Here is a 24,914-nt window from a genome sequence, read left to right as displayed (position 1 = left end):
AGTCGGCAAAGGCTCGACCCACAGCTTCGAATACCTGCGAGCAAGTTGGTTCGTTTCGGCCACAGGCTATATGTAACCAAATACTCAAGGAAAGCTGAATCGCTTCTCCCCTGAACCGGCTGACCGATTGTTCATGGAACGATCACCGCCTCCAGAGGCTCAACACCTATCTGGATGCTTCCGCTACCCGTCACGAGGAGAACGTTAATGAGCTCGTCTGCCAACTCTCACTCCACCGAACGATCAGGCGCAGTGCGCGCGTTTACGCCGCACAACGACCGCGACCAATTGACCATCAACACCATCCGCACCCTGGCCATGGATGCCGTGCAAAAAGCCAACTCCGGGCACCCCGGTACGCCGATGGCGCTGGCACCTGTCGGCTACACGCTGTGGAAAGATTTCCTGCGCTATCACCCGGAACACCCTGACTGGCCAAACCGCGACCGCTTTGTGCTATCGGTCGGTCACGCTTCGATGCTGCTTTATTCACTGCTGCACCTGGCGGGTGTGATCGAGATCGACGAGCACGGCAAACCATCGGGCAAACCTGCGGTGAGCCTTGAGGACATCAAGCAGTTTCGCCAGATGGACTCCAAAACCCCGGGCCACCCCGAATACCGCATGACCACGGGCGTGGAAACCACCACCGGCCCGCTGGGCCAGGGCTGCGCCAACAGCGTCGGCATGGCGATGGGCGAGCGCTGGCTGGGCGAGCACTTCAACACGCCGGGCGCTACGCTGTTCGATTACAACGTTTACGTACTTTGCGGCGACGGCGACATGATGGAGGGCGTGACGGGCGAGGCGGCGTCGATTGCCGGGCACCTCAAGCTGTCGAACCTGTGCTGGATCTACGACAACAACACCATCAGCATCGAAGGCCATACCGAGCTGGCCTACAGCGACGATGTGCAGAAGCGCTTCGAAGGCTACGGCTGGAAGACCCTACACGTCAAAGACGCCAACGACGCCAACGCCCTGGCAAAGGCGCTCCAGACCTTCCAGCAAACCCACGACGCGCCGACCCTGATTGTGGTCGACAGCATCATCGGTTTCGGCTCGCCCAACAAACACAACACCTCCGCTGCCCACGGTGAACCGCTGGGCGACGACGAAATCAAGCTGACGAAGAAAGCCTACGGCTGGGATGAAAACAGCAGCTTCCTGGTCCCGGAAGATGCTCGCCATTACTTGCGTGATGCGCTGCTGGAACGTGGCGGGAGTGATTACGACGCCTGGCTCGCGACCCTTAACCAGTTCGAAAACGACCAGCCAAAGCTTGCAGATCAGCTTAAGCGCATGCGTGCCGGGGAAATGCCCGACGGCTGGCAAGACAAGCAGATGAATTTCGAAGCAGACGCCAAAGGGATCGCCTCGCGTGCTTCCGGTGGCAAGGTGCTTAACGCCTTCGCCGAGCAGATTCCGTGGCTGATTGGCGGCTCCGCAGACCTTTCGCCATCGACCAAAACCAACCTGACGTTCGACGGTGCTGGCAGCTTCGAAGCGGGCAATTACAGCGGCCGAAATCTGCATTTCGGCGTGCGCGAACATGCCATGGGCTCGATTGCGAATGGCTTGGCGCTGTCTTACATCCGCCCGTATACCTCGACTTTTCTCGTCTTCAGCGACTACATGAAGCCACCGATTCGTCTGGCGTCGATCATGGAGTTGCCGGTCGTGTTTGTCTTTACCCATGACTCCATCGGCGTCGGCGAAGACGGCCCGACCCACCAGCCCATCGAGCAACTGACTCAACTACGGGCGACACCGGGTGTGCTGACGATTCGTCCGGGCGATGCAAACGAAACGGCGCAGGCCTGGAAAATCGCGCTGGCGCAAACCAGCAGGCCGTCGTGTCTGGTGCTGTCGCGTCAGCCGCTGCCAACCCTTGATCGCTCGAAATACGCCAGCGCCGAGGGCCTGACCAAAGGCGCTTATGTGCTGGCCGATGCGGTGGAAGGCAAAGTGGACGTCATCCTCATCGCCACCGGCAGCGAGGTTGGCATGACCGTCGAGGCGTTCGAGAAGCTCAAGGCCGAAGGCGTTGCGGCGCGAGTGGTGTCGATGCCGAGCTGGGAATTGTTCGAGGACCAGGACAAGGCCTATCGCGACGGCGTGCTGCCGCCGGACGTTAAAGCCCGGGTGGTGGTGGAACAGGCGGGGCCAGTGGGCTGGGATCGCTATGTCGGTCAGACCGGCGCGAAGATTGTGATGAACACCTTCGGTGCATCGGCTCCCATCGAGAAGCTGCAGGCCAAGTATGGATTCACGGCGCAAAACATCGCCAAGCTGGCGAAAGAGCAAATCGCCGGTTAAACCCTGTGCAGGCGCGCTTGCTCGCAAACAGTGGGCAAGCGCGCTCCTTCCTTGAGCTCACTCGATCAGCATCCGGTCAAAACAGCGGGCCGACGTTCACCCTCGAAGAAGAACGGCCGAATCCTCACGCCCACTGCGTTGCCCGCAAAGGCAGCGACCAGCCAAAGCCAGCCGTGCAGGCTGCCCGAGGCGATGCCACTGAAATACGCGCCGATGTTGCAGCCGTACGCCAGGCGCGAACCGTAACCGAGCAACAGTCCACCAAGCACTGCAGCGATCAGCGAGCGTGTCGGGATCTTCAGACTCGGGGCGAAGCGTCCTGCAAGGCCGGCCGCCACTGCCGCACCCAGCATGATGCCGATGTCCATGACGGTGGTGATGTCTTCCCATACGGGAGCCGCCAACGCCTTGGCATTCGCTGGCATCTGCCAGAACGGCCAACTGCCCACATCCACGCCCAACCCGCTCGCCACCTTGGCGCCCCACAAGGCGAACGCCGAGGTAATTCCCCAAGGGCGACCTGCCAAAGCCAGGGTGGCGTAGTTGAGCAGCGCCAAACCTACGGCGCCCCACACCAGCGGCCAGGGCCCACGCAGAAAGCGGCGCAGGCCGACATGTTCGCTGGTGACGGCCGCTTCCAGAGCGCCGTGCCGACGCTTTTCCAGCTTGACGGTGACAAGGGCGATGACCGCGAACAGCGCCAGGCTCATGAGCAGCGCAGGGATCACACCGAAGCTTTTGACAATGGAGGTGGCGGGGAACGACGGCAGCGAGAACCACCAATCGACGTGATGGGTGGCGATCAGTGAGCCGATGATGAAGAACAGCAAGGTCACGAGCATCCGTGCATTGCCGCCGCCGACGGTGAACAGCGTGCCGGACGCACAGCCGCCGCCCATTTGCATGCCGATGCCGAAGATGAAAGCGCCGAACACAACAGACATGCCGGCCGGCGCCACGAGGCCGGTCACCGGCGTGCCGAACAGCGTGCCCGCGCCCAGCGCGGGGAAAAACAGCACCACCGCGACGGCCAGCATCACCATCTGCGCGCGCAGGCCGGCGCCGCGTCGCTCGTTGATGAACACCCGCCAGGCTGAGGTGAAGCCAAAGGCCGCGTGATAAAGCGTCAGGCCCAGCGCGGCGCCAACGATCAGCAACAGCACTTGCCTGCCGCCAACGGCGGCTTGCAGAAACAGAGCGCCGACTACCAGCAAGAGGAAGGCGATCAGCGGCGTGCCGAGCTTGCGCTGCGGCGCCGCAGAGAGAGGAAGACTCATGGGCGTATCTCGAACAATGGTTGCAATAACCGCGAGTATACGCACCTGAATCCGGGGGTTTTAGCAATAAACAGGGGGCATCGGCCATGAAGGCGAATGCCCTGGCCCTCACCGAAAGAAAGAGCGGGTATACCCGAAAAAAAACCATCGCTCGAACAACCCGGGTCATCCGCTGCGATGGTAACGGCTGGTCGTTGCTCCGAGCCGGTTTAAACGTAACGCTCAGGCAGCATTGCTCAGAATGAGAACTTGCCGTTGGTCACCTGATAACCGTCGTTGTCGAAATAGAATGCTCCCGAAACTGGCCCCCCCGGCTCTTTTACAAGGCTCACAGACCCGTTTTTCCCACAGATCCGCTCACCTTCAGGCGGCTTGTAGGTCACGATCACCCGGGTATCCGGGAGCGGATACGTTCCCGGCTCAAGTGATTTGTCCACCTGAATCGCGAGCAGACTTGCATTCTCAGTCTCAGCAATGACGCAATAGTGATAAGGGGTAGAGACATCGATGAACCCTTTCGCGGGAAACGCTTGCCCGTTTACATCAGCCTGGACATAAACGGTCGACTCCACACCGGCGATCTCGATACGAGCGTCTGTAATGACCAATCTGTTTGCGGACCCATCGTTGCAATCGAATGTCGCAGCCAGTTTCGGCCCGGGCCATTGTAGGGATTCAATAACCAACGTGCCGGCGGTGGCCCGGGCAACTTCATGACCCAGATAAACAACATGCACCCCAGCTTGGGAGAAAGGGACAATAGGGTGACGTCCGGTGGCCAAGCCCTGCGGCATGGACAAGGCTAACTGCCCACCATCGAAAAACACCGTCACTTGCAACTGTCCATCGCCAAGGACGGAGTCCAGTTGTGTGGACTGAACGGGTTTGCTGTTGATGGTCGCTTCAAATGTTCCGGAAACCGACGCTCTTCTGGCGCTTCGACCAACCGCCTCTGGCTCAATAACAAACTGACCACTGGTTATCTTTACCTCTTCTTCTGTTGTGAATTCGAACTTGCCGTGTGCTGATTGCTCCGCACGATCATAACGGGTCAACTCAAAATACCCCTCAGCGGCATCGCTGACAGAAGAATCGCCTAATGCGAACTTCATCTGTATGCCATCAAATTCCGGTTCTCCCACGGTGTAAGTTCCTACCTTTAAGACTGCGGGAAATGAGAGAAGCGCATAGCTCCCCAAGACCGGCGGCTTATCAGTTGTCCCGGAGATGATCATTCGGTCTTCGCTGATGAAGCCCCTCGTCGTACTGGAAATGAACGGGGCGGCATTGGCGAGCGCGGTCATCCAGTTCAAGCCAGGAAAACCTAAAATGTCGAGGTTCAGGTCACCCTTCGCCACGAATCCGGGGGTGTCGGAGCTCTCGCACTCGAAGGTCACAACCAGTGTCCCGGCGGCTCTGTCCCACTCCACGGTCGCATTTCCGCTGTTGGCCCTCATGACCGCCAGCTCAGAATTTACCGGGTAGATATAGATAAGCCCTATCTCATCCGTTGAGGTGGCTAGATCATATTGCTTGTTCTCGACGTTATTGCTTAAGCGGCACACAAATGTGCTTTGCCCGCTGGACGCATAAATCGAAACTCCGGCATCCACCATGACACGAGGATTATTATCATCAAAGTTTTCCAGATTGGTCGTGACGCGAAATGAACCCGGTACTCGTGAAGCCAAATCGTCCTTATTTTCCGTTACTTTTGTACTCATGATCTCACCCAATCAATAACTTAAATAACGCAACGCTGTAACGGCACAAAGCCGCTGCTGTTGCGACACTTGATTCTTACGTAGTCATGCGCATATCACGAAGTCAAGGTTTGCTTTGACCACTCGCAAATAGTTACTCGAATCATGACGACATAACAAGGGCAGGGATAGAACCATTCCTGATTATCAAGTAATGGTTTCGCTATAGCGCATTACCAATCGCGATAAGAAGCGTGGCGCTTAATATTAAATACTCAGCTATTTCCAGACTTCGCGCAGTTTCCGCAAGGCAGATTCGATATCGGCTGCTGGCACCGCCGCAAATCCGAGTACCAGTCCTGCCCGATCATCCACCGGCGTCGTTGACTCCGGCAGCCAATACTCACTCAAGGGCGCGATCTCGACGCCGACACTGGCCGCTTTGGTCACCAGTTCCGTTTCGCGCTCGAGAGTGTCCACCGCGACAGTGACGTGCAGCCCTGCAACCGGCTTGATCATCGGGCTGCAACCCGCAAGCCCCTGAGGCCAGCCGGCCAGTAATGCGTCGCGTCGACTCAACGCAGCCCGGCGCATGCGGCGGATGTGCCGCTGAAAGTGGCCTGCCGCGATGAACTCGGCCATGACCATCTGCGTGCCGACCTCGGAATGACGCATGTCCACGGCCCGGCGCCGGCTGAACGGCTCGACCAGGTTGCGCGGCAGCACCAGATAACCCAGACGCAGGGCCGGAAATGCGACCTTGCCGAATGTCCCGACATACAGCACGCGACCGCTACGATCCAACGCTGCCAACGGCGCCAGCGGGGCGCCGCTGTAGCGGTATTCGCCGTCGTAGTCGTCTTCGACGATCCAGCCCTGATTGCGCTCGGCCCACGCGAGCAGTTCCAGCCGCCGCGCCAGACTCATCGTCACGCCCAGCGGGTATTGATGAGAGGGCGTCACGTAAGCCAACTTGCAGCTTGCATCATCGCGAGCCGGACTGCGCATGCCCTCGGCGTCAACCGGCATGCCCTGCAACTTTGCGCCAGCCACCCCGAAAGCATGACCGGCCGCGCGATACCCCGGATTTTCGATTGCCACCACGTCGCCCTTCTCCAGCAGCAGCTGTGCACAAAGGGTAATTGCCTGCTGCGCACCGTTGGTGATCACAATTTGCTCAGGTGCACAGCGCAGGTCGCGGGAGGTCCTCAAATATGCAGCGATCAGCTCTCGCAGCCGCCATTCGCCGGCCGGGTCGCCGTAGCCCAGATGTTGAAGGCCCGGTTTACGCCAGAAAGCCGCGTGCAGCTTGCCCCACGTGTCGAAGGGGAAGAGATCAAATGCCGGAACCCCCGTTCGAAACGCCTTCGGCAGGCCACTTTTCGGGGGCCATAAATGGTGCTGCTCCAGCGTATGCATCGCCGTGCTGTGGATAACATTGCTCGACAGTTCTCCCGTCATTATCGACGGCTTTGTGGATAAAGCTGTTGATAAGGTTGGTGATAACCCTGTGGACAGGTGTGTGGATAGTTTTTTTGCAGCCGGCGGCTTTTCCCTCAGCAGGGCGACGTAAGTGCCATCGCCCACGCGGCTTTCGGTAAAGCCTTCGGCATAGAGCTGGTCATAGGCCCGCATCACGCTGTTGCGGGAAATGCCGAGGGACAGCGCCAGATCCCGGCTCGCCGGCAAGCGCGTGCCTCCCGACACGCGCCCGTCGAGGATGCGCTCGCGCAGCGTCTGATAGAGCTGGCGGCTAAGACCATGGCGGCGGTTCAGCTCGATGCCGGCGAAATCGAACGTCAGCGCTGGCGAGGGTGCGTGCATGGGATTGGCCCTATGAGATTGACCATTAATGGCTCTTACAACGAACCATTAGGCTGCCTAGGATTGGCTCAGCCGCCAAGGAAAATCTCATGTATACGCCCAGCTATTTCAAAGACGAAGACCTCGCCAGCCTGCACGGGCGGATAGAAGCCACGCGCTTGGCGACACTGGTCACTTTTGATGAGACCGGTTTGCAAGCGAGTCATATCCCCTTGTTGCTCGAACCCACTCAGGGTCCGCAAGGCACGCTGTACGGGCACCTGGCCAAGGCCAATCCGCAGTGGAAAGCCCTTGAGACGGGCGCCGAAGCGCTGCTGATTTTCCAGGGCGCAGACGCCTACATCAGCCCCTCTTTTTATGCTGCCAAGGCCGAGCATGGCAAAGTGGTGCCTACATGGAATTACCTAGCGGTGCACGCGTATGGCCGTGCCGATGTGTTCACTGATCCCGAGCGGCTGTTGCGGGTTGTCACCGGCCTGACCGACAAACACGAAGCCAGCCGCGCCGAGCCCTGGGCTGTCAGCGACGCACCCGCCGATTACATCGAGAAGATGCTCAACGGCATTGTCGGCTTCGCGATCCCCATCGAGCGACTGGAAGGCAAGCGCAAGCTCAACCAGAACCGCAGCGCCGCAGACATCGCCGGCGTCAGCAAAGGCCTGGCACTCAGCCAAGACCCATCCGATCAGAAAATCGCTCAATTAATGAGCCAGGGAGCAACGCGTGTCTGACCTCCACATCCGTCCCGTCACCGCCGAAGATCACGACGCCTGGCTGCCGTTGTGGAAAGCCTATCTGACCTTCTACAAAACCACGCTGGCCGATGCAGTCACACAGAGCACCTGGCAGCGGTTTCTGGACAGCAGCGAGCCCACCAACGCTGCCCTCGCCTGGGAGAACGGCAAGGCCGTGGGCATGGTGCATTTCATTTATCACCGTTCGAACTGGAGCATCAGCAATGCCTGCTACTTGCAGGACTTGCTGGTGGTGCCGGAACAGCGCGGCACGGGCGTTGGCCGCCAGTTGATCGAGTACGTCTATGCGACCGCCAAACAAGACGGCGCCGACAAAGTCCATTGGCTTACCCACGAGACCAACGCAACTGCCATTCAGCTCTACGAGCGTATTGCTGAGCGGCCGGGCTATATTCAATTTCGCAAACCGCTGTAAGACCAGGAACTCTCGATATGTCGGATCTCACGCACTGGCAACCGGCCAAGCTGCCGGACACGCGCACGCTGCAAGGACGCTTTATTCGTCTGGAAAAACTGAATGCCGCCCGCCATGGCGATGGCCTGTGGGAGGCGCTGGAAGGTCCGGCCGCTGACCGAAAGTTGTGGGATTACCTGTTCGTGGGCCCGTTTCCCGAGCGCGGCGCATTCGATGACTATCTCGCAGGGCTGGAAGGCTCGACCGATCCGTGGTTCTACACCGTCGTCGATCAACAGACCGGCGCCATCCATGGCTTTCTGGGCTTGATGTCCATTTTCCCAAGCGCGGGCCGCATCGAAATTGGCCATGTGACCTTCGGCGCCTCGATGCAGCGCACCCCAAAAGCTACTGAGGCGGTTTACCTGCTCGCGAGGGAATCCTTTGCGCTGGGCAATCGCCGCCTGGAATGGAAATGCAATGCCAACAACGCCCGCTCCAAGCGTGCAGCCGAACGCTTCGGGTTCAGCTTCGAAGGCACATTCCGCCAGCATTCGGTGTTCAAGGGGCAGAATCGCGACACCGCCTGGTACTCGATCATCGACAGCGAATGGCCGGTTGCAAATCAGGCGTTCGAAGGGTGGCTGGCTGTGGATAACTTTAAGGACGGTCAGCAAATCAGGACGCTGGAGCAACTGCGCGGCAGTTGAGCGCGTTGAAACGAAACCGCCGGAGGCGCCCAGCGTCAGGCAAAAAAAGAGGAGCCACAAGAGCTCCCCCAGAGGTAACCGTTCAGCCTGCCGCGTCTGTGCGCGGCAGGCCGTTAACTGTGCAGCGGCTATCAGCCCTCGATTTCGACCAAAATCTCGCCCGGGTTCACGCGATCGCCTTTCGCGACATGGATTGCCGCGACCTTGCCAGCGATTGCAGCCTGGACTTCGGTCTCCATCTTCATCGCTTCGGTGATCAGCACCGCCTGACCGGCGCGGACGGTATCGCCCTCTTTCACCAGCACGTCGACGATATTGCCCGGCATGGAAGTGCTGACATGACCTGGCTTACTGGCCTGCGCACGCTTGCCGATGCCACTGCCGACGAACTCATTGAGCGGCTCGAACACCACTTCTTCCGGCATACCGTCGATGGAAAGATAGAAGTGACGCTTGCCCTCGGCCTTCACGCCTACGCCGGTGATATCGACGCGGTAGCTTTCGCCGTGAACATCGATCACGAATTCGGTCGGGACGCCCTCGCCGCCTGCTTTCGCCACTGCGCCGGGCTCTGGAATCGGCAGCAGAGGCTCTGGCGCCAGAGTGCCCGCCGCACGCTCCTCGAGAAACTTGCGGCCGATGTCCGGGAACATGGCGTAAGTGAGCACGTCCTCTTCGGTGGTGGCCAACGCGCCGATCTCGCCGCGCAGCTTGGTCATTTCCGGCTTGAGCAGGTCGGCTGGGCGCACGTCGATCAGCTCTTCACTGCCGATGGCCTGACGGCGCAGGGTCTCGTCCACCTGTCCTGGCGCTTTGCCGTAGCCGCCCGTCAGGTAAAGCTTCACTTCATTGGTGATGGTTTTGTACCGCTGGCCGGCCAGCACGTTGAAAAATGCCTGGGTGCCGACGATCTGTGAAGTCGGGGTCACCAACGGCGGATAGCCCAGGTCTTTGCGCACCCGCGGAATCTCGGCCAGCACTTCGCCCATGCGGTTCAAAGCGCCCTGCTCTTTGAGCTGGTTGGCGAGGTTGGAGATCATGCCGCCCGGCACTTGGTTGACCTGCACGCGGGTATCGACCGCCGTGAATTCGCTTTCGAACTGGTGATACTTCTTACGCACCGCGTAGAAATAAAGGCCGATTTCCTGCAGCAGTTCCAAGTCCAGCCCGGTGTCGAATTCGCTGCCTTTCAGGGCGGCGACCATCGATTCGGTACCCGGATGGCTGGTGCCCCAGGCAAAGCTGGAGATCGCGGTGTCGATGTGGTCGGCACCGTTTTCGATGGCCTTGAGCTGGCACATCGCAGCCAGGCCGGCCGTGTCGTGGGAATGAATGAACACCGGCAGCGACTGCTCGGCCTTCAGCGCCTTGACCAGCTCGCCCGTGGCATAAGGGGTCAGCAGGCCGGCCATGTCCTTGATCGCTACAGAATCACAGCCCATCGCTTCCATTTCTTTGGCCTGCGCCACAAACGCGCCAATGGTGTGCACCGGGCTGGTCGTGTACGCGATCGTGCCCTGGGCATGTTTGCCGGAAGCCTTCACCGCTTCAACCGCAACGCGCAGGTTGCGCACGTCGTTCATGGCATCGAAGATGCGGAACACGTCGATACCGTTGTCCGCTGCCTTGGCGACGAAGGCTTTGACCACGTCATCGCTATAGTGGCGATACCCAAGCAGGTTCTGACCGCGAAGCAGCATTTGCAAACGCGTGTTCGGCAGCGCAATGCGCAATTGGCGCAGGCGCTCCCACGGATCTTCCTTCAGAAAGCGCACGCAGGCGTCGAAGGTCGCCCCGCCCCATACTTCCAGCGACCAATAGCCGACCTTGTCGAGCTTGTCGCAGATCGGCAGCATGTCCTCGGTGCGCATGCGGGTCGCCAGCAAGGATTGGTGGGCGTCGCGCAAAATGGTGTCGGTGACATGGATCTTCTTGGTCATTTTTATCTCCTCAGAGCTGCAAGCGCCAGGCTGCAAGCCTCAAGCAAAAGCCGATTGCGCTCCTGCTTGCAGCTTGCCGCTTGTAGCTTGCAGCTAACGTGTTCATAGGCCGGCGTGTGCAGCGATGGCGGCGGCGATAGCCAGGGCCAGCTCTTCGGGTTTGCGCTTGATCGAGTAGTTGGTCAGCTCGGGATGGCTCTCGACGAAGCTGGTATTGAACTGGCCGCTGCGGAATTCCGGGTTGCGCAGGATTTCCTGGTAATACGCGGCCGTGGTCTTCACCCCTTGCAGACGCATGTCATCCAGCGCACGCAGGCCGCGGTCCATCGCCTCTTCCCAGGTCAGCGCCCAGACGATCAGCTTCAGGCACATGGAGTCGTAATACGGCGGAATGGTGTAACCGGTGTAGATCGCCGTATCGGTGCGCACGCCGGGACCGCCAGGGGCGTAATAACGGGTGATCTTGCCGAAGCTCGGCAGGAAGTTGTTTTTCGGGTCTTCCGCGTTAATGCGGAACTGCAACGCGAAACCGCGATGGATGATGTCTTCCTGCTTGACCGACAGCGGCAGTCCCGAGGCGATGCGAATCTGCTCGCGGACGATGTCGATCCCGGTGATTTCCTCGGTGATCGTATGCTCGACCTGCACGCGGGTGTTCATCTCCATGAAGTACACCTCGCCCTCGGCCAGCAAGAACTCCACGGTGCCGGCGTTCTCGTAGCCCACGGCCTTGGCGGCGCGCACGGAAAGGTCGCCGATGTAGGCGCGCTGCTCCGGCGTCAGTTGCGGGCTTGGGGCGATTTCGATGAGTTTCTGGTTGCGGCGCTGGATCGAGCAATCACGCTCGAACAGGTGAACGACGTTGCCAAAGCTGTCGCCGAGGATCTGCGCTTCGATGTGCTTGGGATTGACGATGCATTTTTCGAGAAAGACTTCGGCCTTGCCGAACGCCTTGGTGGCCTCGGAAATGACCCTCGGGAACGCCTGTTCCAGCTCTTCCCGGCTGTTGCAGCGACGAATGCCGCGACCGCCGCCGCCCGAAGTGGCCTTGAGCATGACGGGGTAACCGATGCGATCGCCTTCAACCAGTGCTTCGGCGATGTCGGCCACGTTGCCTTCCGTGCCGGGCGTCACGGGTACGCCCGCCTTGATCATGCTGCGGCGGGCTTCGGTCTTGTCGCCCATGCGGCGGATCACTTCAGCGGACGGACCGATGAACTTGATCCCTCGTTCAGCGCAGATATCAGCCAGCTCGGCGTTTTCCGACAGAAATCCATAGCCGGGGTGCAACGCATCACAGCCGGTTTCCACGGCGAGGTTCACCAGCTTGCGCGGGTTCAAATAGCCTTCGAGGGGCTCCGACCCAATGCCGTAAGCTTCGTCGGCACGCTTGACGTGTAGCGCGTGACGGTCCGCGTCGGAATAGATCGCCACCGAGCGGATGCCCATTTCGGCGCAGGCGCGCACGATTCGGACAGCGATTTCCCCACGGTTGGCGATCAGGATTTTTTTTATCACTGGTATTTCCTCAACCGATTAGCAGACGGACCAGATGGCTGGCCGATACCGCGCGACATTCCGTTACTGCATGTTGCTCGCAGGTGAAGCCACCCTATGACGAATCAGCAATTAACAAAAATGAATAAATATTGGGTGAACCATAAGCAAAACCTTATAGTTGCCAGTATTAGCTAAGCGGCCAGGAGTGGTTAAATGCGTAAGTCATTGATGCGCATGACATTGCGTCAATTGCGGATCTTCAATGAGGTCTGCGATTTGCGCTCTTACAGTCGAGCGGCTGAGGAAATGTCGCTGACCCAGCCGGCGGTGAGCCTGCAGATTCGTCAGCTGGAAGAGCTGGTCGGCCAGCCGCTGTTCGAGTACGTGGGTAAAAAGCTCTATCTCACGGAGGCAGCCGAGGCACTGCAGCTGGCCAGCCGCGACATCTTCGGTCGGCTGGAGAACCTCGACATGCAGCTCTCCGACATGCAGGGCTCGCTGCAGGGGCAGCTCAAACTGGCGATCGAATCCAGTGCCAAGTATTTCGTTCCCCACCTGTTCGCGGCCTTCAAGCGCAAATACCCGGAAGTCATGCTCAACCTCACGGTCGTCAATCGGGCGCAGGTGATTCGGCGACTCTCGGATAACCGCGATGATCTGGTGGTGATGTCGATGGTCCCGCAGGACATGGGCCTGGAGTTCTTACCCTTTCTGAATAACCCGATCGTTGCCGTGGCGCAGCCGGATCACCCATTGACGCTGTTGCCCAGTCCGACGCTGAAGGATCTGGAATCAGCAACATTGGTGGTCCGCGAACAGGGTTCAGGGACGCGAAAGGCTTGCGAGGAGTATTTCAAGGAGAAGCGCATCCACTTCGAGCACACGCTGGAGGTGTCCTCGGCCGAAGCACAGCGTGAATGCGTGGTGGCGGGGCTTGGCGTCGCACTGCTGACGCGCCATGCGCTGAGCCTGGAACTCGCCACTGGCACGCTGATCGAGCTGCCAGTGGCCGAGTTGCCGCTGTACCGAAGCTGGTGCGTCGTACAGGCACGGGACAAACGTCTGTCGCCGGTGGCTCACGCGTTCCTGTCATTCATTCGCACGGAGCGTACGCAGATCAGCGAGCTGGTCGCGCGCTTTGATGGCCACCTTCCGAAGCGTTAGCGCTCTGCCAGAAGTGGGCGGTGGCGCCATCAAGGTAGCTCGAGAGTTCCTGGTTCAGGCGGCGCTCTTCGGAATGGCTTTCGATCGCACGACGGAACGCCATACGGCGCTGGTCTTCCTGCTGACGGCGGGTCTTGGTGCTGGAGGTGCTGTGCTGCTGCGAGTCATCGTAGTGCCGAGGCATATCCTGTCTCCCATTCGTGTGCGGGAGTACAGAGTGGCGGGATGCGGTGACGATCAGACGTCGGAAGCGTTACAGGTTGGTGAAGGTTTCAGCATTGCGCGGGCTCAGCTCAATCTTCGGACGATTTGATCGACTTCGGCGACAACCGCAGGCTGCGCAAGCTGCGCTTCACGCTTTTCAGGTGATTGACCAGGCTCGGACCGCGCGCCATTGCGACGCCCATTGCCAGAACATCGATGACCACAAGGTGCGCAATGCGTGAAGTCAGCGGCGTGTAGATCTCGGTGTCTTCGTGCACATCGATCGCCAGGTTGACCGTGGAAAGCTCGGCCAGTGGCGTCTGGCTCGGGCACAGGGTGATCAGGTTGGCGCCGCTTTCGCGCACCAGATTGGCCGTGATCAACAGATCCTTGGAACGACCGGACTGGGAGATGCATACAGCGACATCCGTGGGCTTGAGCGTCACGGCCGACATCGCCTGCATGTGCGGATCGGAGTAGGACGCTGCCGTCAGTAACAGCCGGAAGAATTTGTGCTGGGCGTCAGCCGCGACTGCGCCCGATGCGCCGAAACCGTAGAACTCGACACGATGCGCCGCAGCCATGACCGTCACCGCCGCCTGCAAGGCATGGGGGTCGAGCTTTTCGCGCACTTCTATCAGCGTGTGCAGCGTGGTGTCGAAAATCTTCAGGCTGTAATCGGCAACGGAATCGTCTTCGTGGATAGCGAACTGGCCGAAGCTCGCGCCGGCGGCAAGGCTTTGCGCCAGCTTGAGTTTCAGATCCTGGAAACCGGTGCAGCCAATGGCGCGGCAGAAACGCACGATGGTCGGCTCGCTGATACCGACCGCATGCGCGAGATCGGCCATGGAGCTGTGCATCACGGCCGCCGGATCGAGCAGCACGTGATCGGCTACCTTCAGCTCCGACTTGCGCAAGAGATGGCGTGACTGGGCGATGTGCTGCAACAGATTCAAAGGGCAGGACTCAAGTGAAGGATGGGCCGGGCTGTAGCTTTCTTGTAGTTATACTACATGACCTGCAAACCGCACAGTTAAACGATCTTCCCGTGGTCAACCGATCGGTGTTGAGGCTCAGGTCGCTTTGCAGTGTAGGGCTTTTCGCACAGGACTCCAGGCTTCGGTTTGCCGCCTGCGCAGGATGCCGCCCATGACGCTGGCCTCCACCGGCCGACTGATCAAGTAGCCTTGTACCTCGTCGCAACCGTGAGACCTGAGAAACTCCAGTTGCTCGCAATCTTCCACGCCCTCGGCCACGACCCTGAGGTCAAGACTATGGGCCATCGCGATGATCGCCCGGGTAATCGCCGCGTCTTCCGCGCCTTCATTCAAACCACGAATAAAGGCCTGGTCGATCTTCACACAGTGCACCGGAAACCGTTTCAGGTAGCTCAACGATGAATAGCCGGTGCCGAAATCGTCGATGGCCAATTTCACGCCGAGTGCGCGCAGTTGCTGGAACGTGGTGATGATGTGCTCGACGCTCTCCAGCAGCTGACTCTCGGTGAGCTCCAGCTCCAGGTATTCGGGCTTGAGCCCGGTCTCTTCGAGCACTTGCCGCACGAGGCTGACCAGCTTGCCCTGACGCATCTGATGCACCGAGAGATTGACGGACACCCTGATCGGAGCGATGCCCTCCCGCTGCCATTCGCAGGCCTGATGGCAGGCTTTACGCAGCACAAACTCCCCGATGTTGGCGATCAGGCCAGTCTCCTCCGCCAACCCGATGAACTCGCCGGGCGAAATCAGACCGCGCTCGGGATGACGCCAGCGCACCAGTGCTTCCGCGGAATTGAGGCGCCCGCTCTCGAGCTCCAGCTTCGGCTGATAAAAAACCTCCAGCTGCCCTTCTGCAATCGCGCGACGCAGTTGGATTTCCAGCTGCAAGCGACCGGGGGTGCCCGCCTCAAGGCTCTCGCTGTAGAACTGGAAATTATCGCCGCCCAGGTGCTTGGCGTGCTGCATGGCCATATTCGCCTGGCTAACCAGGGCGGCGATGTCCCTTGCAGATCCCGGCAGCAAAGCGATGCCGATCGAGGCGCTGACCACCAGCTCATGGCCGGACACCGATATCGGCAAGCGCAGTTTCGCCAGCAGGCGCGTCGTGATCCGCGCCAACGTGGTCAGGTTGCCGTGGCTGTCGAACAGCACGGCAAACTCGTCGGCCGACAACCGCGCGACGGTATCGGCGTCTCCCACGTGAGCATTCAGCCGGCGCGCAACAAGGCGCAGCAGTTGGTCAGCCATGTCGTGGCCCAGGCTGTCGTTCAGCAACTTAAAGCGATCGAGATTGATGTGCAGCAGCGCCAGCGTGCGCCCGCCATGACGCGCACGCTGATTGGCCTCACGCAAGCGCTCGTTGAACAGCGCCCGATTGGCAAGGCCGGTCAGCTCATCGTAATGGGTCAGATAACGCGTACGCTCTTCGTACTGGCGCGTCAGCTCGCGGTTAAGCTCGTTGCTTTCGGCCTGGGCCTGTTGAAGATGCTCGATGAGCGCCACGTTCTGGAATCGCCGGATCAGGCCCCGCTCGATCAAACGGTTGACCTGCGCGGCCACCACGATCAGTGCCAGCAGCAGAATCAGTCCGAGCCAGCCCCAGCCATGGCATTGTGGGTCGTCGGTCCAGAACAGATAGAGGATGGGCGGCAGCAGACACGGCAGCGTGAATGTGAGGAACGCCGGAATGCTCACCGCATAGGCCACACTGGCAGACAGCGTCGCAGCGCCGATCAGGCCGAACACCCAGGCCTGCTGGGCCAGGCTTTGCGCCGGCATCAGCACCAGCGCGGCGCTGGAAAGGGTGAAACCGCTGACGCAGGCGCCGGCCAGAAACATGCGATTCCAGATCGGTTGCGATCGACGATCAAGCGATGCCGACCTAAACGCTGCGACTTGCAGCACGCGCAGGCACACCAGCGCTGACAGCCATCCCAGCCAGACGCCAACCAGCACATAACGCTCGGGGCTCCAGAGCAGCCACGCGCAGAGCAAACCATTGATGAACATGAACAGGGTCGGCAGCAGCGATCCCTGGTAAAGAAGGCGGGTGCGCTCGACGGCAAGCTGGGTCGCGAACTGCTTGCAGATGACACGACGTGTCGCCACAGAGTCTGCCGGGGCTTCGGAGCTGAAGGTCATGGCGTTTCTTATAATTGGTGGCCTTGAACGTTCGCGGAGGATACACAAGGGACCGTCGAGACCAAACAGTCATCAATTAAAATCTACAGACGGCAAAATGGGACCGACAACATCACGACCGGCCAGCGTTAGGGTTTGCCCATGCCTTCACGGCACCCTAGAATGCCCCGATGCGCGATGACCTCTCCCTTCTGCTTAACTCCCTCAACGATGCCCAACGCCAGGCCGTAGCTGCCTCTGTGGGTCGTCAGTTGGTCCTGGCCGGCGCTGGTTCCGGCAAAACCCGAGTGCTGGTGCACCGTATCGCCTGGTTGATCCAGGTCGAGAACGCCTCGCCGCACTCGATCCTGTCGGTGACGTTCACAAACAAGGCCGCTGCCGAGATGCGCCATCGCATCGAGCAGTTGATGGGTATCAACCCAGCCGGCATGTGGGTGGGCACCTTCCACGGCCTGGCGCACCGACTGCTGCGGGCGCACTGGCAGGAAGCGGGTCTGAACCAGAGCTTCCAGATCCTCGACAGCGATGACCAGCAGCGACTGGTCAAGCGCGTCATGCGCGAGCTGAATCTGGATGAGCAGCGCTGGCCGGCACGGCAGGCGCAGTGGTTCATCAATGGCCAAAAGGACGAAGGCCTGCGCCCTAAACACATTCAGGCCTCGGGCGACCTGTTTCTGACGACCATGAAGTCGGTCTACGAGGCGTATGAAGCGGCCTGTCAGCGCGCCGGCGTCATCGACTTCTCCGAGCTCCTGCTTCGCGCGCTGGACCTGTGGCGCGACAACCCGAGCCTGCTTGCGCACTATCAGCGTCGTTTCCGTCACGTGCTGGTGGACGAATTCCAGGACACCAACGCCGTTCAATACGCCTGGTTGCGCCTGCTTGCCCAGGGTGGCGACAGCCTGATGGTGGTAGGCGACGACGACCAGTCCATCTATGGCTGGCGCGGCGCGAAGATCGAAAATATTCATCAGTATTCCGAAGACTTCCCCGACACCGAGACCATTCGCCTGGAGCAGAACTATCGCTCCACCGCGAGTATCCTCAAGGCCGCCAACGGCCTGATCGTCAACAACACGGGGCGTCTGGGTAAAGAGCTGTGGACTGACGTCGGCGATGGCGAACTGATCAGCCTTTATGCCGCGTTCAACGAACACGACGAAGCGCGCTACGTGGTCGAGACCATCGAAAGCGCGATCAAGACCGGCCTCGCGCGCAGCGACATCGCCATTCTGTACCGCTCCAACGCCCAGTCGCGGGTCCTCGAAGAAGCCTTGCTGCGCGAGCGCATCCCGTACCGTATTTACGGAGGCCAGCGATTCTTCGAGCGCGCCGAAATCAAGAACGCCATGGCGTATATGCGTTTGCTGGACGGGCGCGGTAACGATTCGGCGCTGGAACGGGTGATCAACGTCCCGCCGCGCGGCATTGGTGAGAAAACCGTCGAAGCGATTCGCGAGCATGCGCGCCATGCCGACGTGTCGATGTGGGAAGCCATGCGCCTGCTGGTCGCCAATAAAGGGCTGACTGGTCGTGCGGCTGGCGCGCTGGGCGCGTTTATCGAACTGATCGAAAACCTCGCCGCCAAGGCCGCGGACATGCCGCTGCACCTGATGACCCAAACGGTCATCGAGCAGTCCGGCCTGATCACGTACCACAAGGAAGAGAAAGGCGAGAAAGGCCAGGCCCGGGTGGAAAACCTTGAGGAACTGGTCAGCGCCGCGCGTGCCTTCGAGAACAGCGACGAAGAGGAGGACCTGACGCCACTGGCTGCATTCCTCGGCCATGCCTCACTGGAGGCAGGCGATACGCAGGCGGACGAGCACGAAGACAGCATTCAGTTGATGACGCTGCACAGCGCCAAAGGTCTGGAGTTTCCGTACGTGTTCCTGGTGGGCATGGAAGAAGGTCTGTTTCCGCACAAGATGAGCCTGGAAGAGCCGGGTCGTCTGGAAGAAGAGCGTCGACTGGCTTACGTGGGCATCACCCGTGCCATGCAGCACCTGGTGATGACGTATGCAGAAACCCGACGCCTGTACGGAAGCGAAACCTACAACAAGGTCTCGCGCTTCGTACGGGAGGTCCCGCCCAATCTGATTCAGGAAGTGCGGCTGTCCAACAGCGTGACGCGGCCGTTCGGCGGTTCTAAAACCATGGCCCCGAGTCGTCTGTTCGATGGCGAAGCCATTCCGCAGAGCCAGTTCTCCCTGGGTCAGCACGTGCAGCATGCGGTGTTTGGCGAAGGCGTGATCCTCAACTTCGAGGGATCTGGTGCTCAGGCGCGGGTCCAGGTCAACTTTTCGGAAGGCAGCAAGTGGCTGATGCTGGGGTACGCGAAGCTCGAGCCGGTGTGACCGACGACTGACAACGCTTCGACGCGCCCCTTGCATTCCCACATCCACCCCCCATCTTTCCTACAGAACTTTCTTCATCTGCCTACAACCCAAGTAGAACAGGCAGGTGAAGATTCACGCAAAAGCCGGAAACATATGGCCGCTGGTCATCCCCATTTGTCCTGTGCAACATGGCGCGCGTGCAATCCACAAACGGGAATTCCCTTATGCAACGTTTTCTTAGCATCGCTCTGGCAATGATTATCGGGCTCACCATGAGCCTCGATGTCAATGCTGCGCGTTTCGGTGGTGGCAAGAGCATGGGCTCGGCGCCAAGTCACCAGGCGCGTCAAACAGCTCCTTCTGCTCCTGCCGCAGCACCTAACGCCGCCGGCCGTCCTGCGCCTGCTGCGGGCGGTGCTTCAAAATGGCTGGGCCCATTGGCCGGTCTCGCTGCGGGTGGTCTTCTGGCTTCCATGTTCATGGGCGGTGGCTTCGAGGGCATGCAGTTCTTCGATATCCTGATCATGGCGATCATCGCTTTCGTGATCTTCCGCTTCATCGCAGCGCGTCGACGCAAACAGCAGCCACAGATGGCCCCCGCTGGTGCTCCTTATCAGCGTGAAACCTTCGAACAGCCACAACCGGCACAGAATTCGATCTTCGGCGGTTCCGCTCCAGCAGCGGCAGCCCGTCCGGTGATCAACGCGCCGGCCTGGTTCAACGAAGAACGCTTCCTTGAAGCGGCGCGCGGCCACTTCCAGTCGCTGCAACAGCACTGGGACGCGAACGAGATGGACAAGATCTCGGAGTTCGTGACCCCGCAGATGCTGCAGTTCCTGAAAAAAGAACGCGCCGATCTGGGCGATGGTTTCCAGTCCACGTTCATCGACAACCTCACCGTGCAACTTGACGGCCTGGATGATCGCGCCGACAAGACCATCGCCACGCTGACGTTTAACGGTGTGTCGAAAACGTCGCGCTTTGACCAGGGCGAAGTGTTCAGCGAGAGCTGGAACATGGAACGTCCTCAAGGCGACAACCAGCCCTGGCTGGTGGCAGGTATTCGTCAGAACGGCTAATACCGCTGAGCTGCTGCAAATGAACCCCGGACTTGTTCCGGGGTTCTGTTTTTAGAGAAGCCAAGTTAATTTGGCGATGTCTTTGAGCTACTGTATAACCCGCGCAAATCGTTAGAGGATCCACGTCGTGGAAGAAGTCATCGAACAACTCCGTGAAGCCAATGAGCCGGTCCCTGTCCCGCTTGAGCTGCCTGATGAAGATCAGCTGGTCGAGGTTGAGGAGCAGCTGTTCATCAATATCCCCTTCGTCTTCAAGGAGTTCTTGCTGACCGTCAGCGACGTGGTCTACGGCAGCCTTGAGCCCGTCACCGTCACTGATCCGGGCTCGCATACCTATCTGCCGGAAGTGGCAGCGACCGCCTGGGACATCGGCGTGCCGCGCGAATTGATCCCGATCTGTCAGGACGGCGAGGATTACTACTGCGTTGAAGAAGACGGCACTGTGGTGTTGTGGTCTGGCGAAGAAGAACTCGTGACCGAAGAGAGCTGGGAATCCGTCTGGCACTGGGCGCGGGATGTCTGGCTGGAAAGCTGAGAAGCACAACTGCTCTCCTGAATCAGCCTTGAGGCACGAACCTCAAGGCTGATTCAGCGCTCATGACTCAGGGTGATTGCCCAGGGTTTCGAGCAACGCGATCTGCATGCGCGTGTGCACCCGGATGAACCAGCGCCACAACACGGCAGCCACCGCGGCCGCCACCACGACGATCAGCATTAGCCATTCGCGCGTCGGCAGCATGCTGGATGACAGCAATGCGATGAGCAGAAAAATCACCATCAATGACAGCAACGGGATCACTTCGGCGATCACCCGACGGACGCGCGCTGTATGCCTGCCCGCCATCTCCGGCTTCACGCTTATCTCTGCCAGCAGCATCGAAAGCGCCTTGAGCTTGCGGTAAGCAGCGATCAGAAACGGCAGCGACAATAGCAATGCAGCGCCCCAGATCCAGGCTTTTTGCTGCCCGACGTCGCTGACCCAATCGCTGAAATACACGCCAATCCGCTCCGCAAAGAATGCCCCGGTGAAGAAGATGGCGATGACCAGCGCCAGATTGATGCCGACTTGCAGCAGGATCTTTCGGATCATCGCCGCCAGCACCGCGCCTTGCCCTTGCGGCTGAATGCTGCGCAGCCACTCTCCGTACAGGCCAAACACCCGCGCCACGGGTGCAGGAACAATGGCGCCCAGCGTGTGGGACAGCGGATCTGCTGCGCGGATGAGGTAAGGCGTCAACAGCGTCGTGATTGCGGAGACCGCCACGGCGACCGGATAGAGAAAGTCGCTGGTGACCTGCAGCGTCATCCCCAGCGCTGCGATGATGAAGGAGAATTCGCCAATCTGTGACAGCCCCATTCCCACCCGCAGCGAGGTCTTACCGTCGTTGCCGGCGATAAAGGCGCCCAACCCGCAGGAAATCATTTTGCCCAGCACCACAGCGACAGTGATCACAGCAATGGGCCACGCGTAGTCGAGCAGAATTTTCGGATCGATCATCAAGCCGATCGCGACGAAGAAGATCGCGCTGAACATGTCACGGATGGGCTCGACCAGGTGCTCGATCTTCGCCAGTTGCCTAGATTCGGCCATGATCGCGCCGATAAGAAACGCGCCCAGCACCATGCTGTATTCGAGTTTGACCACCAGCAGGCAAAAGCCGAAACAGAGGCCCAGCACCGTGATCAGCAGCATCTCGTTGCTTTCGAACTTCGCCACATAAGCCAGCAACCGCGGCACCACCAGAATGCCGATGACCAGCGCGACGATCATGAACAGCGATAGCTTGCCGACGGTTGAAATCACCTCGCCGGAACTGACCGTGCCGCTCACGGCGATGCCCGATAACAGCGCGATGATGCCAATGCCGAGGATGTCTTCAACGATGAGCACGCCGAAGATCAGCTGGGCAAAGCGCTGGTTTTTCATCTTCAGATCGTTGAGCGCTTTGACGATGATGGTGGTGGACGAGATCGCCAGAATGGCGCCCAGGAACAGCGAGTCCATGGTGTTCCAGGCGAAGAACTGGCCGATTTCGTAACCGATCCAGATCATCAGCATGATTTCGAGAAACGCAGCTATGAAAGCCGTCGCGCCCACCTTGAACAGCTTGCGCAGGCTGAATTCCAGGCCAAGGCAAAACATTAGAAAGATCACGCCCAGTTCGGCGAGGGTCTTGATGGTGTCTTCGTCGTGAATGAGGCCAAAGGGCGGGGTGTGTGGGCCGATGATGAACCCGGCAACAATGTAGCCGAGCACCACGGGTTGCTTGAGCCGATGAAACACCACCGTTACGACGCCAGCGATGAGCATGATCACAGCCAGGTCTTGAATGAAACTGATGGCATGCACAGGCGCTGCTCCTGCTGGCAATCGGTGAAATACGCGTATCCGTCTGAAAGAGAGACGACTGCTGTACGAAAACTCGCCAATAAAGCCTGAATATTCTGACTGAGACGCAGGATTTACCCCATCCAAGGGCTTCCGCAGGTTAACACCGCACAAAAGCGGCAGAAGCCAGTGCAATATATGGAAACAGATGGGTGCAGGGCGTGACGGCGGAGCGGTCGTCGGCGTCCCGGTATCGATGGTTTTGTAGCCAATCTGCATTCGAGCACCTGAGCAAGGTGCCTTCTGACCCTTTTTGACCGTGAGCACGCTATGGAACCCGGAAACGCCCAACTGTCGATGACTGTATTGATGACCCCGGACATGGCCAACTTCTCCGGCAACGTGCACGGCGGGACGCTGCTGAAGTACCTCGACGAAGTTGCCTACGCATGCGCGAGCCGTTACGCAGGCCGCTATGTGGTGACGCTGTCGGTGGATCAGGTGATTTTCCGTGAGCCGATTCACGTCGGCGAGCTGGTCACATTCCTGGCATCGGTCAACTACACCGGCAATACGTCCATGGAAGTGGGCATCAAGGTAGTGACCGAAAACATCCGCGAGCGCTCGGTTCGTCACACCAACAGCTGCTTCTTCACCATGGTGGCGGTAGACGACCAGCGCAAACCTGCCAGCGTACCGCCGCTGACGCCGGCCAACAGCGAAGACAAGCGCCGTTACGTGCAGGCACAACAACGCCGCCAGATCCGTCAGGAACTGGAGAAGCGTTATCGTGAAATCAAGGATGAGCCGGTGTAATCCAGCGCCGGAATTCGGCTTAAAGCCGGACCGCTTCGAACCTTACGCGCGGATGAGCAATGCGGTCCTGCGAGCGCACCAGTTCCAGCTCGTAGCTGCCGCAGGCCTGGGTTTCCAGGAGCACTTCATGCACCGCTGACGCCGCGAATTCGAAGGCGCTGCGCAGGTCGTCACCCAGCAGAATCCGGGACAGGAACAGCCCGGAAGTCAGGTCGCCCACACCGACCGGCTGCCGAGGGAATGCCAGCAGCGGTCGGCGCAGGTGCCAGGTTTCGTGTTCGGTCACCAGCAGCATCTCAAAGCCGTCTGCAGGTTTCTCCGGATAGGCCAGGTGTTTGACGACGACCGCCTTGGGGCCTCGGGCCAGCAACGCCCGAGCCATTGCCACGCAGTCGAGCAACGATTCGGGTTTGCGACCGGAGAAGCTGTCCAGCTCCAGCTGATTCGGACAAAGAAAGTCGGCCACCGCAGCGGCTTCGTCCAGCAGGAAATCGCTGACCTCCTGCGGCACGATGCAGCCCTTCTCCGGGTGCCCCATCACCGGATCACACAAATACAGCGCGCGCGGATTAGCGCGTTTGATCTGTGCAACGGCGCTCAGAATCGCCCGTCCCTGCGCTGCGCTCCCCAGATACCCCGACAGCACCGCGTCGCAATTACCCAGTTCGCCTATCGCGGCAATCCCCTCGACCAACGCCGGAATCTGCTGCGGCGCCAGGACTTCCCCCGCCCAGTGTCCATACTGAGTGTGGTTGGAGAACTGAACGGTATTCAACGGCCAGACATTGATGCCGATACGCTGCATAGGGAACACGGCTGCGCTGTTGCCGGCGTGACCAAACACGACATGCGACTGGATGGCGAGTAGATGGGGCGTACGTTTCATGACAGGTTCCTGAGACCGGGAAGGCACAGTAGTGGCGATGCCGGACGAAGTGAAGCGAAATTAAACTTTCGGGCTATGGCTGTCTGTCACCCGACGCAGTTAAGCTGCAAGTCTTCTGTTGGAGTTCCTTTTCCATGCTGACCCTGGGCAACATTTTCGTCCTCATGCTGCTGGCGACGGCCGGCGCCTGGCTGTGGCACGCCCATGGCCTGCGTGAACGGGCGCTAGAACGCGTCAAACAACATTGCGCCAAACTCGATCTCGAGCTGCTAGACGGCAACGTGGCGCTGAAGCGCCTCGCCTTCAAACGTGACAATGAAGGCCGCAAGCGCCTGGCGCGGGTGTATAACTTTGAGTTCACGGTCACCGGCGAGCATCGGCATCCCGGCACGATCACCATGTTCGGTGCCCATGCGGCGCAGATCGAACTGGCGCCCTACCCGTTCGAGATCAAAGATCCGAAGCCTACCGCCGAGATCATTCAGCTGAGCCAGTGGCGTCAGGAACACAACAAGTGGAAGCAGTGATCCTCTGTGGA

Annotated in this window: 20 protein-coding genes; 10 read left to right on the top strand and 10 right to left on the bottom strand. The window is 59.7% G+C overall.

Annotated features, from left to right (window positions below):
- Window positions 1-207 precede the first annotated feature (207 nt).
- Window positions 208-2,319: a transketolase gene (gene tkt / locus L4G42_RS12435; protein WP_272903831.1), complete on the top strand. Its 2,112-nt coding sequence runs from the start codon at window positions 208-210 to the stop codon at window positions 2,317-2,319.
- A 65-nt stretch (window positions 2,320-2,384) separates the two neighbouring features.
- Here the strand turns inward: tkt and L4G42_RS12430 are convergent, their stop codons facing one another.
- The 3 genes from L4G42_RS12430 to pdxR form a co-directional block, all read right to left on the bottom strand.
- Window positions 2,385-3,596 carry a YeeE/YedE family protein gene (locus L4G42_RS12430; protein ID WP_237250124.1) on the bottom strand — a complete coding sequence of 404 codons (1,212 nt, stop codon included), beginning with the start codon at window positions 3,594-3,596 and terminating at the stop codon, window positions 2,385-2,387.
- Between the two features lie 236 nt (window positions 3,597-3,832).
- Window positions 3,833-5,320: a hypothetical protein gene (locus L4G42_RS12425; protein ID WP_237250125.1), complete on the bottom strand. Its 1,488-nt coding sequence runs from the start codon at window positions 5,318-5,320 to the stop codon at window positions 3,833-3,835.
- 258 nt (window positions 5,321-5,578) lie between these two features.
- On the bottom strand, window positions 5,579-7,123 hold the full coding sequence (pdxR, locus tag L4G42_RS12420; protein WP_237250126.1) for a MocR-like pyridoxine biosynthesis transcription factor PdxR: 1,545 nt from the start codon (window positions 7,121-7,123) through the stop codon (window positions 5,579-5,581).
- 89 nt (window positions 7,124-7,212) lie between these two features.
- Here pdxR and L4G42_RS12415 point away from each other — a divergent pair, with 89 nt between their 5' ends.
- From L4G42_RS12415 to L4G42_RS12405, 3 genes are read left to right on the top strand one after another with little or no spacing between them, the layout of a single operon-like run.
- Complete coding sequence (locus L4G42_RS12415; protein WP_237260841.1) at window positions 7,213-7,854, top strand: FMN-binding negative transcriptional regulator; 642 nt, start codon at window positions 7,213-7,215, stop codon at window positions 7,852-7,854.
- Window positions 7,847-8,293 (top strand): GNAT family N-acetyltransferase, encoded by a 447-nt coding sequence (locus L4G42_RS12410; RefSeq protein ID WP_237250128.1) that lies wholly within the window; start codon window positions 7,847-7,849, stop codon window positions 8,291-8,293. Before L4G42_RS12415 ends, L4G42_RS12410 begins: the two co-directional genes overlap by 8 nt.
- Before the next feature lie 17 nt (window positions 8,294-8,310).
- Window positions 8,311-8,982, top strand: coding sequence for a GNAT family N-acetyltransferase (locus tag L4G42_RS12405; protein WP_237250129.1), 672 nt, complete (start codon window positions 8,311-8,313; stop codon window positions 8,980-8,982).
- Between the two features lie 131 nt (window positions 8,983-9,113).
- Here L4G42_RS12405 and oadA read toward each other — a convergent pair whose 3' ends face one another.
- Both oadA and L4G42_RS12395 read right to left on the bottom strand, forming a co-directional pair.
- Entirely contained in the window at window positions 9,114-10,922 is a 1,809-nt protein-coding gene (gene oadA, locus L4G42_RS12400) for a sodium-extruding oxaloacetate decarboxylase subunit alpha (RefSeq protein WP_237259230.1), read from the bottom strand.
- A gap of 102 nt (window positions 10,923-11,024) precedes the next feature.
- Window positions 11,025-12,440 carry an acetyl-CoA carboxylase biotin carboxylase subunit gene (locus L4G42_RS12395; protein ID WP_074885974.1) on the bottom strand — a complete coding sequence of 472 codons (1,416 nt, stop codon included), beginning with the start codon at window positions 12,438-12,440 and terminating at the stop codon, window positions 11,025-11,027.
- 195 nt (window positions 12,441-12,635) lie between these two features.
- Between L4G42_RS12395 and L4G42_RS12390 the strand changes: the two genes are divergently transcribed.
- The gene (locus L4G42_RS12390; protein WP_237250131.1) at window positions 12,636-13,586 is read left to right on the top strand and encodes a LysR family transcriptional regulator; all 951 of its coding nucleotides are present in this window, start codon (window positions 12,636-12,638) and stop codon (window positions 13,584-13,586) included.
- Here the strand turns inward: L4G42_RS12390 and L4G42_RS12385 are convergent.
- The 3 genes from L4G42_RS12385 to L4G42_RS12375 all read right to left on the bottom strand — a co-directional run bounded on the left by L4G42_RS12385 (window position 13,540) and on the right by L4G42_RS12375 (window position 16,930).
- Window positions 13,540-13,770: a PA3496 family putative envelope integrity protein gene (locus L4G42_RS12385; protein ID WP_237250132.1), complete on the bottom strand. Its 231-nt coding sequence runs from the start codon at window positions 13,768-13,770 to the stop codon at window positions 13,540-13,542. The genes L4G42_RS12390 and L4G42_RS12385 overlap by 47 nt on opposite strands.
- Before the next feature lie 109 nt (window positions 13,771-13,879).
- Complete coding sequence (gene hexR, locus L4G42_RS12380) at window positions 13,880-14,746, bottom strand: transcriptional regulator HexR (protein WP_065988147.1); 867 nt, start codon at window positions 14,744-14,746, stop codon at window positions 13,880-13,882.
- Between the two features lie 117 nt (window positions 14,747-14,863).
- Window positions 14,864-16,930, bottom strand: a complete 2,067-nt coding sequence (locus tag L4G42_RS12375; protein WP_237250133.1) for a putative bifunctional diguanylate cyclase/phosphodiesterase — start codon at window positions 16,928-16,930, stop codon at window positions 14,864-14,866.
- Window positions 16,931-17,100: 170 nt separating this feature from the next.
- On the opposite strand from L4G42_RS12375, the gene uvrD reads away from it, so the two are divergent.
- The 3 genes from uvrD (at window position 17,101) to L4G42_RS12360 (ending at window position 20,880) form a co-directional block, all read left to right on the top strand.
- On the top strand, window positions 17,101-19,284 hold the full coding sequence (uvrD, locus tag L4G42_RS12370) for a DNA helicase II (protein WP_237250134.1): 2,184 nt from the start codon (window positions 17,101-17,103) through the stop codon (window positions 19,282-19,284).
- Window positions 19,285-19,490: 206 nt separating this feature from the next.
- The gene (locus tag L4G42_RS12365) at window positions 19,491-20,345 is read left to right on the top strand and encodes a Tim44 domain-containing protein (RefSeq protein WP_237250135.1); all 855 of its coding nucleotides are present in this window, start codon (window positions 19,491-19,493) and stop codon (window positions 20,343-20,345) included.
- Window positions 20,346-20,472: 127 nt separating this feature from the next.
- Window positions 20,473-20,880, top strand: coding sequence for an SMI1/KNR4 family protein (locus tag L4G42_RS12360; RefSeq protein WP_065988140.1), 408 nt, complete (start codon window positions 20,473-20,475; stop codon window positions 20,878-20,880).
- A gap of 60 nt (window positions 20,881-20,940) precedes the next feature.
- Here L4G42_RS12360 and L4G42_RS12355 read toward each other — a convergent pair whose 3' ends face one another.
- Window positions 20,941-22,695, bottom strand: a complete 1,755-nt coding sequence (locus L4G42_RS12355; protein WP_237250136.1) for a cation:proton antiporter — start codon at window positions 22,693-22,695, stop codon at window positions 20,941-20,943.
- A 309-nt stretch (window positions 22,696-23,004) separates the two neighbouring features.
- On the opposite strand from L4G42_RS12355, the gene L4G42_RS12350 reads away from it, so the two are divergent.
- Window positions 23,005-23,490, top strand: coding sequence for an acyl-CoA thioesterase (locus L4G42_RS12350; RefSeq protein WP_122534219.1), 486 nt, complete (start codon window positions 23,005-23,007; stop codon window positions 23,488-23,490).
- Window positions 23,491-23,509: 19 nt separating this feature from the next.
- Here L4G42_RS12350 and pdxY read toward each other — a convergent pair whose 3' ends face one another.
- Window positions 23,510-24,376 (bottom strand): pyridoxal kinase PdxY, encoded by an 867-nt coding sequence (pdxY, locus tag L4G42_RS12345; RefSeq protein WP_237250137.1) that lies wholly within the window; start codon window positions 24,374-24,376, stop codon window positions 23,510-23,512.
- 134 nt (window positions 24,377-24,510) lie between these two features.
- Here pdxY and L4G42_RS12340 point away from each other — a divergent pair, with 134 nt between their 5' ends.
- A complete protein-coding gene (locus L4G42_RS12340) occupies window positions 24,511-24,903 on the top strand; it encodes a DUF3301 domain-containing protein (protein ID WP_074886003.1) in 393 nt (130 codons plus the stop codon).
- Window positions 24,904-24,914: the final 11 nt, after the last annotated feature.

The organism is Pseudomonas petrae (assembly GCF_021728295.1).
GTDB classification, from domain to species: Bacteria; Pseudomonadota; Gammaproteobacteria; order Pseudomonadales; family Pseudomonadaceae; genus Aquipseudomonas; species Aquipseudomonas petrae.
The sequence above is the reverse complement of the archived record's forward strand: the minus strand, read 5'-3'. Positions and strand labels throughout refer to the sequence as shown.